Origin of the sequence: Rubripirellula tenax, from assembly GCF_007860125.1 — a bacterium.
GTDB classification, from domain to species: Bacteria; Planctomycetota; Planctomycetia; order Pirellulales; family Pirellulaceae; genus Rubripirellula; species Rubripirellula tenax.
In genome coordinates, this window is record NZ_SJPW01000007.1 from 676856 (window position 1) to 685749 (window position 8894).

At 55.8% G+C, this 8894-nt stretch carries 8 protein-coding genes; 4 read left to right on the forward strand and 4 right to left on the reverse strand.

Translation table 11 applies throughout. From position 1 onward, the window contains the following. Positions 1-15: 15 nt before the first annotated feature. The 4 genes from Poly51_RS26080 (at position 16) to Poly51_RS26095 (ending at position 7242) form a co-directional block, all read left to right on the forward strand. On the forward strand, positions 16-1887 hold the full coding sequence (locus Poly51_RS26080; RefSeq protein ID WP_186775816.1) for a DUF2264 domain-containing protein: 1872 nt from the start codon (positions 16-18) through the stop codon (positions 1885-1887). Between the two features lie 200 nt (positions 1888-2087). Continuing rightward, positions 2088-2885: an HAD-IIB family hydrolase gene (locus Poly51_RS26085; protein WP_186775817.1), complete on the forward strand. Its 798-nt coding sequence runs from the start codon at positions 2088-2090 to the stop codon at positions 2883-2885. A gap of 153 nt (positions 2886-3038) precedes the next feature. Beyond that, entirely contained in the window at positions 3039-5219 is a 2181-nt protein-coding gene (locus tag Poly51_RS26090; RefSeq protein WP_146461612.1) for an HAD-IIB family hydrolase, read from the forward strand. A gap of 100 nt (positions 5220-5319) precedes the next feature. Then, entirely contained in the window at positions 5320-7242 is a 1923-nt protein-coding gene (locus Poly51_RS26095) for an alpha-amylase family glycosyl hydrolase (RefSeq protein ID WP_146461614.1), read from the forward strand. A gap of 95 nt (positions 7243-7337) precedes the next feature. Here the strand turns inward: Poly51_RS26095 and Poly51_RS31460 are convergent, their stop codons facing one another. The 4 genes from Poly51_RS31460 to Poly51_RS31470 all read right to left on the reverse strand — a co-directional run bounded on the left by Poly51_RS31460 (position 7338) and on the right by Poly51_RS31470 (position 8782). Continuing rightward, on the reverse strand, positions 7338-7523 hold the full coding sequence (locus Poly51_RS31460; protein ID WP_246114771.1) for a hypothetical protein: 186 nt from the start codon (positions 7521-7523) through the stop codon (positions 7338-7340). Then, a complete protein-coding gene (locus Poly51_RS31920; protein WP_390621807.1) occupies positions 7499-7870 on the reverse strand; it encodes a hypothetical protein in 372 nt (123 codons plus the stop codon). Before Poly51_RS31920 ends, Poly51_RS31460 begins: the two co-directional genes overlap by 25 nt. Before the next feature lie 277 nt (positions 7871-8147). Continuing rightward, a complete protein-coding gene (locus tag Poly51_RS31465) occupies positions 8148-8369 on the reverse strand; it encodes a hypothetical protein (RefSeq protein ID WP_246114772.1) in 222 nt (73 codons plus the stop codon). A 101-nt stretch (positions 8370-8470) separates the two neighbouring features. Next, positions 8471-8782 (reverse strand): sulfatase-like hydrolase/transferase, encoded by a 312-nt coding sequence (locus Poly51_RS31470; protein ID WP_246114773.1) that lies wholly within the window; start codon positions 8780-8782, stop codon positions 8471-8473. Between the last annotated feature and the right edge of the window lie 112 nt (positions 8783-8894).

Consider the following 8894-nt stretch of genomic DNA (forward strand, 5'->3'; position numbering starts at 1 on the left):
GAAGCAACCCAATCCGTGATACCCGAATCCTATCGTCATTGGCAGAACGCCGCCCGCAAACTGCTCGAGCCACTCGCTGCGCTGATGCAGTCGGGGCGAGCCGACCTTGACATCATCGGCCCGGCGAGCGACCACGACCGCCAAGCCGACCGGCTGGAATCGTTTGCTCGCCCGCTGTTGCTGGCAGCCCATTGGTTGCAGACGCCGTCGAGTCCCAGCGACGAAGCGTTTCGCGAGAAAATCGCCCAATGGTTTCGCGCGGGGTTGGTGATCGGCGCCGATCCGGCGAGCGAACACTATTGGGGCCCCGACGCGAACTACCACCAGCACCACGTCGAGATTGGCCTGCTGACCATTGCGTTACAAATCGCACCGGAACAGCTTTGGGATCCGTTGTCGAAAGACGAAAAAGATCTTGTCGCGCGCTGGCTCGGCACGTCGCGTGGCAATGGCATCGTCAACAACAATCATTATTTCATGGGAGTCCACATCCTGGAATTTCTCATGCAACACGGATACGGTCGCCCCACCGACCGTCCGATCGTGGATGAGTTTCTGACTCGCCTAGAACTGATGCATCGCGGCGGAGGCTGGTTCGAAGACGGGATCAACCAAGCCTATGATCATTACAACGCTTACGCCTTTCACTTCTACGGGTTGATGTGGGCGCGGCTGTACGGCGAGGGGAATCCCGAACGTGCGAAGCGTTGGCGAGAGTGGGCCCGGCCGTTCGTCGTTGACTATCAACACTTCTTTGCGGCCAGTGGAGAGCACCCGGCCTTTGGGCGATCGATCTCCTACCGTTTCAATTGCCTGAATGTCTTCGGTATGACCGTTGCGGAAGACTGTTGCGACCTCGATTACGGGTTGGTTCGCCGGCTCTGCACACGGAACCTGGATTTTTTTCTCTCCAAACCGATCCAGCAACAGCAAGGTTGTCTGTCGCTCGGCTGGACGGATGAGTTTGAGTCGCTCATGGAAACCTACTCTTGCGCTTCGTCGCCGTATTGGGCCGCGAAAGGTTTCGCTCCCTTGCTGATCCCACCCGACCATCCATTCTGGAGCGCGCCCGAACAGTCGCTGCCTTCCGAGACGGGTGATCATGCGCACGTCATCAAGCCGGCTGGATTGGTGGTGCGCAGCGTCGGTGGCGCGGTCGAAATCGTGAACGCCGGTTCGCAGATTTCGAACTCACAACTGCGCTATGGTGCGTGGAAGTGGAGCAAGACCGCTTATCGCACGGGTGTCAGCTTCACGTTGGCATTTCCAAACGAGACGAACTGGTCACTGGACTCTGCGTTGACTGCGGAACTCGACGATGGGCGGGTCTTTGGCAGACACTCGACCGTTGCCGTGGAAATGGAAACCGACCACGTCTATTACAGCTACAGCCTCGGCTTCAAGATCGGCCAAGCGAACACCGGTGTCGAAACGGGAGTCTGGTGGAACGCCGGCTGGGTTTTTCAGATTCACGACTACGATGCCCGGCAACCCGTCGTGATGCGCTGCGGCGGTTATGCCTTGCCGTTGGCGGACTCCGACCCGTTGTTGTCCGACCCCGGCACATACCTGAGTGCGTGGAACGGCAGTGACAGCGGAACCGCCCTGCAACTTCTGGCCGGTAACGCCCATCCACAGTGGGACAACCGGTTGGACGATACAACGTCGCGCAGCCACATCGCCGCGCCCTATCACGCCACTGCCGTATTCGAAACGCCACGTCACCAGGGCCGCGGCATGCTGGCGTTGCTGGCTTGGGCCGGAACCAGCCACGCTGAGTCTGCTGCCTGGGCGATCCAATCAAGCGTTGCGGGCAAACTTATCTTGGTTCATCCGAAACTCGGTGAATGGCGAATCGAGCATTGGTCGCTGCCTGCATTGGGTTGAGCCCGACTTGCTTCGCAACGATCCTTTCGCCATGTTCGATTGGCCGATCGATTCTGGGTTGGCTGTGCAGCGGTTCACCCGGTGATGCTTCGTGTTAGGATTCGCATATCCTGCGGCCGATTTTGCGATGTCCGTTTCGTCGACCCCCTTCGCAAATGCTGGGGGCCGCACCTACCGTGATCCATGTTGTGGAACGACAAATGAAAGTCCCAATCGCTGTACTCGCGACCGATTTGGATGGAACCCTGATTCCGAACCTCGACGAGTCTTTGGAAGTCGAGGCACTTTCTAAGTTATCGACTTTGATCGTAGACGCCGGATTGAAACTTTTGTTTGTAACGGGACGTTCGTACTCGCTGACCATTGACGCGATCGAACAGTTCCGACTGCCGCCTCCCGACGCGATCCTGTGTGACGTCGGTTCCTGTTTGATGGAACGCGCGGGCGATCAAGGTTACGGCATCAGTGAGGTCTACCAAGCTGCGATGACGAACAATTTGCAGGGCTGGACACACGCCAGGATCTGCGAGGGCGTTCGATCGGCCGGGTTGCCATTGGAGTTGCAGGATGCGACGCGGCAAACAAACGCAAAGTGCAGTTTCTACTTTGACGGCCCAGACCTAAGCTTGATCGAAAAACGAACGAGCGAGTGGATTGCCGACCAAGGGGCTCCATTGCAAATGGTCATCAGCGTCGACCCGATTGATTCGCGTGGGTTGTTGGACTTACTGCCAAAGGGTGTCAACAAAGCGTTCGGGCTGCATTGGTGGCGAGAAAGCCAGGGTTTTGATCACAAACAAATCGTTTTCGCAGGCGACTCAGGAAACGACACCGCGGCGATGGTCTCGGGCGTTCGATCCATCGTGGTCGCCAATGCCGCAGATTCATTGATCCAGGCAGCCCGGCATCATCATCGCGATTCCGGCGACTTGGTTTTGGCAAAGCGAAATGCGACGTGCGGAGTATTGGACGGGCTAAGGCATTTCCTTGACCTTTAGCAACTGATTGCGGGGTGCCTTTCGAATCGTTTCAACATGCCCTGGCTCTATCTGGTACCGTGGTTTTCTTAGTGTTTTGGCTTGCAGCGGTGTGCTGAACGACTGTTCGGGTCAATGTTTTCGAATTAAAACATCCAATACTTGACAAGTGATATGAGTCTTCTTGATGCAGAGCAGCCACTAAAAGTCACCTTGATCTCGCTGCACGGTTTGGTCCGCGGACACGACTTAGAACTGGGCAAAGACGTCGACACCGGTGGACAAATCAAATACGTCATTGAATTGGCGAGAGAGCTTGCGGCCCAATCCGAGATCGGCAGCGTCGAGTTATTGACGCGTCAAATCATCGACCCGCGCTGCCACGAAGACTATGCCAAGGTCGAAGAGCCGATTGCCGAGAACGCGAAAATCATTCGCATCCCATTCGGCCCCAAGCGGTACATACGCAAAGAAGGTCTGTGGCCGTACTTGGAACTGTTCGTCGACCAAGCACTCGTTCACTTTCGCCGCAGCGGTATTCCCGATTTGATCCACGGGCACTACGCCGATGCCGGTCAAGCGGGGGCGCAATTGGCAAGGTTGCTGCACATCCCATTTGTGTTCACCGGTCACTCGCTGGGCCGCGTCAAGCGTCAACGATTGTTGGCCGATCAAGGGCCCGAGAAAGCGGCGGCATTGGAAAAGAAGTACAAGCTCAAAACGCGAATCGAAGCTGAAGAGTTCGCACTTGAAACCGCGTCGATGGTTGTGACCAGCACCAACCAAGAAGTCGAGCTGCAGTACGAGTTATATGACCACTATGCGCCCGATCGCATGGAGGTGATTCCACCGGGGGTCGACCTTGTACAGTTCTCGCCGCCCTCGGCCGAGGATCAACCAGCACTGGAATCACCCGAGATTGCGAGTTCCATCAATCGTTTTCTAACCGACTCGTCCAAGCCAATGATTTTGGCGATGGCGAGACCCGACGAACGCAAAAATCTGTGCAAGTTGGTCCAAGTCTATGGCGAAAGCAGTGAGTTGCAGTCGCTTGCGAACTTGGTGCTGATCATGGGCACCCATGACAACGTGGACGATTTGCCCAACGCACAGGCGAAAATCATCAAGGATGTTTGGAAACAGATCGATCTTTACGATCTGTACGGCAAGGTCGCCTATCCCAAGACTCACAAACCCAGCGATGTGCCGGAACTGTATCGGTTCGCGACATCACTTGGCGGCGTGTTCGTCAACGCGGCGTTGACCGAACCATTTGGGTTGACATTGTTGGAAGCGGGTGCCACGGGACTTCCGATCGTCGCCACCAACGACGGTGGTCCTCGTGATATTGTCGCTAATTGTGAAAACGGATTGTTGGTCGATCCGCTGGATGGGCAGGCGATCGAGAATGCGTTGCTGCGTGCGTTGACCGAACCTGAGAATTGGCAATCGTGGTCGCAATCAGGCATCGACGGGACGCGGAAACACTATGCATGGCACAACCACGCACGGCGATATCTTCGCGATCTCGACGATATCCTTCGTCGCTCGCCTGTGCCCGCGTTGATCGCGACGGCTCGCCAACGCCGATTGCCGCAATTCGATCGCATCATCGTGACCGATCTGGACAACACGTTGACGGGCGATGAAGAGTCGCTTCGAGAGTTCGCGGACATGATCGCGCAAAACGATCACATCGGTTTTGGCATCGCAACGGGACGACGACTCGATTCTGCGATGGAGTTGATCGAGGAACTTAACCTGCCCCGGCCCGACGTGATCGACACCGATGCGGGCACTCAGCTGCATTACGGACCAACACTGACGCCGGATTTCAGTTGGCGCAAGCAGATCGGTTTCGCTTGGCAACCTGCGAAAATTCGTGAGCTGTGTGCGACGCTGCCAGGATTTGAAATCCAGCCCGATGTGAATCAATCCGAATACAAGATCAGTTATCTGCTGAACACCGAAATTGCCCCGTCCATTTCGCGAATCAAAAAAAAGCTGCGTGAAGCCGGTTTGCGAGCTAGAGTGATCATGTCGCTGGGCGCCTATCTTGATATCGTTCCCGTTCGCGGCGGCAGCGACTTCTCGATGCGTCATTTGCTGTACAAATGGGGCTTTTCGCCCGAAAAAATGCTCGTTGCTGGCGACTCTGGCAATGATGCGGGAATGATCATGGGGCGGACGCTGGGCGTCGTCGTCGCCAACCACGACAAAGAACTCAAGCGACTCAAGGGTAAGCCTCGGGTTTATTTTGCCGAGACTTCTCACGCGCGCGGTGTCCTGGAAGGCATCGCATACTACAACTTCCTAGACAACATTCGCATCCCCAATGACTCGATCGAAGCATAATGGAACGCCTCTCGATCCGGATAATGTAGCCACGTCTAATCTGACGCGTCGCTCCGCTTCGCGCGATGCATACGAGGCCGAATTAACGCTGCGTCGGTTGATGTCGCGAGTAGATGAGTGCCTGGCCTCCCTTGATGTCGATTCGGAAACACAAGCCGCTTTCCTTAAGCGACTCGACGAGTTTTGGCCGGAGTTGTTCTCTTTGTTGCGCGGACTCTATGGCCAGCGATACGATTTCTTTTTCCACTTGGAACAGATTCTCGTCACCGCCGCAAAGGCTTGCGCCGAGCGACCAGCGAAGTTGGTCGAATCGGATCGGCGGCGCACGCACAATCCTGAGTGGTTCCACAGCGAGAAAATTGTCGGCGGCGCTCTGTACGTCGATCTGTTCAGCGGCAACTTACGTAAGCTGACCGATTCGATCGACTACTTCAAAGAGCTTGGGCTTACCTACTTGCACTTGATGCCCCTGTTCGCCGTTCGGCCCGGCGACAGCGACGGCGGATACGCGATCAGCGATTATCGCAGCGTCGATCCGCGAATCGGAACCATCGACGACTTGACCGAGTTGGCGGCAAGGTTGCACGAGGAAGGCATACTGTTGGTGCTGGACTTTGTCTTCAACCACACGTCCGACGACCATCGTTGGGCAAAGTTGGCTCAATCTGGTGACGTCGAATACCAAGACTTTTACTACATCTTTCCCGATCGCAGTTTGCCCGATCAGTATCAAGCGACCTTACGCGATATCTTTCCGACCGTGCGCCGCGGCAGCTACACGTGGCACGACGCCACTCAGGCTTGGGTCTGGACCACGTTCAACAGTTTTCAATGGGATTTGAATTACAGCAATCCAGCGGTCTTTCGGGCGATGGCCGAAGAGATGTTCTTCATCGCAAACACGGGCGTCGATATTTTGCGTTTGGATGCTGTCGCTTTTATTTGGAAACAGATGGGAACGAGTTGCGAAAATTTGCCCGAGGCTCATCAGCTGATTCAAGCCTTCAATCGATTGGCCAGGATCGCAACGCCGGGATTGGTCTTTAAGTCCGAAGCAATCGTCCACCCCGAAGACGTCTTGAAATACGTTTCGCCCGAAGAGTGCCAAATTTCTTACAACCCAACATTGATGGCGCTACTATGGGAGTCGCTGGCGACTCGCAAGACGACGCTGCTGTGCCAATCGCTTTCGCGATATCACAAGCTGCCACCGCAAACGGCGTGGGTGAACTACCTGCGCTGTCACGACGACATCGGATGGACTTTTGATGACGCCGATGCGGCTCATGTCGGGATCAATGCTTACGAGCACCGGCAATTCCTGAATCGTTTCTATACGGGGCAATTCGAAGGATCGTTTGCGAGAGGCATTCCCTTCCAGGAGAACTTGGAAACCGGTGACATGCGCATCGCAGGTACGCTCGCATCGCTGGCGGGTCTCGAACGCGCGATCGAGTTGAAAGATAACATAGAGATCGAGCTGTCGGTTCGTCGCATGCTGTTGTTGCAAAGCGTGACGCTGTCGATCGGCGGCATTCCGCTGCTGTATCTGGGCGAAGAGTGGGGCATGCTCAACGATTACGAGTTCGTCCAGGACCCTGCCAAAGCAGGCGACACACGTTGGGTTCATCGGCCGAAAATGCGTTGGGAATTTTTGGATGACTTGAAAGAAACGCTTGACACCGATGACGCCCTGGCCGACCGGTCGATTCGGCGATTGATCTTCCGAGGCTTGCAGCGGATGATCGAAAAACGCAAGCACCTTACCGCATTTGCCGGACAAGACATTCAGATATACGCTGCCGGTAATCCGCACCTGCTGTGCTTTGCCCGGATCCATGCGGGCAGTCGGATTTTGGTGGTAGCCAACTTTTCGGATCAACCGCAGGCGATTGACGGCAACCTGCTGCGGACTGCTGGCTTGGCCAGGTTTTTTGAAAACACGCTCAGCGACAAACAGTATTCCACGGAACAGCCGGTCGTCGTCGAGCCCTACGAGACGCTTTGGCTCTCGCGGCTCTAACGCCATTCCGTCCCAATCGCTAACTGCCAATGTTGGGAACCGGAAAAAGGATACCGATGTCGCCGTACAGCAGGCACACGCCGGTCCCACAACGATCAAACTGCTTTGGCCGGAATCAGCCCCATCGCAGTGTCGTGTTCATCGGCGGACAGCACCGTGGCGGTTTTGCGGGCAGCCGACGAGATTTTCGGCGGTGCCGTCTTGGTTTGCGGGGCTGGCTTTGTTTGCGGTTTAGCCAGCGTTGTCCGCAGGTAGCTCAGTGAGTCCCTGTGTTCAGGCATCGCAGCAACATTGTTTTTCTCGATCGCGTCAGACTGAAGGTCATGCAGTTTCGTAAATAACTTGCCCGACGCTGTATCTGCATACGTCTCGACATGCTTCCAACGCGCGTCGCGCACAGCCTACAGCGGTTGACTGCCCAATTGCGGCGTCGGTGCTTCGTAAGGACCACTGGCACGCCAGTCATCTGGAGTCCTGCCATCGATAATCCGCTTCGACCGTGCAGCGAAGTTGGGATGGGCAAACCAGCCGACTTGTAGATCGTTGCGGTTAGATCAATATTCAACACTAGTTCGCTGGAAACCCGTGCCGATGTCTTCGGTCCGGCAATCGCTAATGGAATTCGCATGGACTCTTCGCATGGACTCTTCGTAGGGACTCTTCGTAGGGCAACACCTTACTGGTCATGCCGTGCTCGCAAAGGAGCCAGCCATCGTCGCCCATGAAGATGCATCACGTGTTTTCACTCAGGCCACGGTGCTGCACTTTGTTCATCAGCCGGCCAACAGCTGCGTTCATTTGTTCGACGCTCGCATCGTAGTCACGGGTGTGCTCTCGCGTATGGCAGCTGGGTCTTCGTAGCCTTGCTTGATCGCCTGTGTGCGATTGCGAGACGTCTTCAAGTGCTAGGGTTTTTCCTCCAGGTCGTCGTTCCATGTTCTGGGCAAGGGCATTTTGTCGGCATCGTGCTTGGCAAGGTATTCTTGCTTCGCCAGCCGCATGTGCTTGCCGTCCATGTGAGGCACTTGCATGCAAAGCCACAGCACGAACGGTTTTCCAGCCTTGCTCGACGGCGCATCGAAGCGAATCGCTTCGGCCGCAGCCACATCGTCGAAGAACCCCGCCATCACCCCAACAAGTAGATGCAAAATCGAAGCCGCAGTCCGCTGGACTCGTTTTTAGATGCCGTTTGCCGGTGACGCCCGCCGTGTAACCGGTTTCCCGTAGCTTATGTACGAACGTTGTTTTTCTCCTCGTTGAGCGGCGTTTTGCCAACCGCAGTCGCGCCATTCACGCTGCAAAATCGCCCTGTCAAACAGTCGGCTCGGCTGGGCGAACAGATCGCTAACGTCACGAACGCATTGTCGAATCGCGTGCCGGATTCTGCGATCTGATCGAGGTATGGCGTTTTAAATCGATGGTTGTTGGCGGCACGATAGCCATCCCAGCGGTGGTCGTCTGTCAGAAGAAAGACGATATTCGGCTTCGCTGTTTCCGCATTTGCATACGAGCTATCACTGAGAGTCTGGGATGCCCCCAATTCCTGTACCAGGCGTTATGAAAGATTGGGTTGGGGAATTGGGATCGGTGATTCGCAGTGCTGCTGGAGTGAGGCCGTAGGCCGAACGGAAGCAGCACTGCGAAGCGCGAAC

Excerpts from the sequence above, each read along its gene's own strand:
- Poly51_RS31460 (WP_246114771.1), bottom strand. The coding sequence starts at position 7,523 with ATGCCTGAACACAGGGACTCACTGAGCTACCTGCGGACAACGCTGGCT.
- Poly51_RS31465 (WP_246114772.1), bottom strand. The coding sequence starts at position 8,369 with ATGGCGGGGTTCTTCGACGATGTGGCTGCGGCCGAAGCGATTCGCTTC.
- Poly51_RS31920 (WP_390621807.1), bottom strand. The coding sequence starts at position 7,870 with ATGCGAATTCCATTAGCGATTGCCGGACCGAAGACATCGGCACGGGTT.
- Poly51_RS26090 (WP_146461612.1), top strand. The coding sequence starts at position 3,039 with ATGAGTCTTCTTGATGCAGAGCAGCCACTAAAAGTCACCTTGATCTCG.
- Poly51_RS26085 (WP_186775817.1), top strand. The coding sequence starts at position 2,088 with ATGAAAGTCCCAATCGCTGTACTCGCGACCGATTTGGATGGAACCCTG.
- Poly51_RS26095 (WP_146461614.1), top strand. The coding sequence starts at position 5,320 with ATGTCGCGAGTAGATGAGTGCCTGGCCTCCCTTGATGTCGATTCGGAA.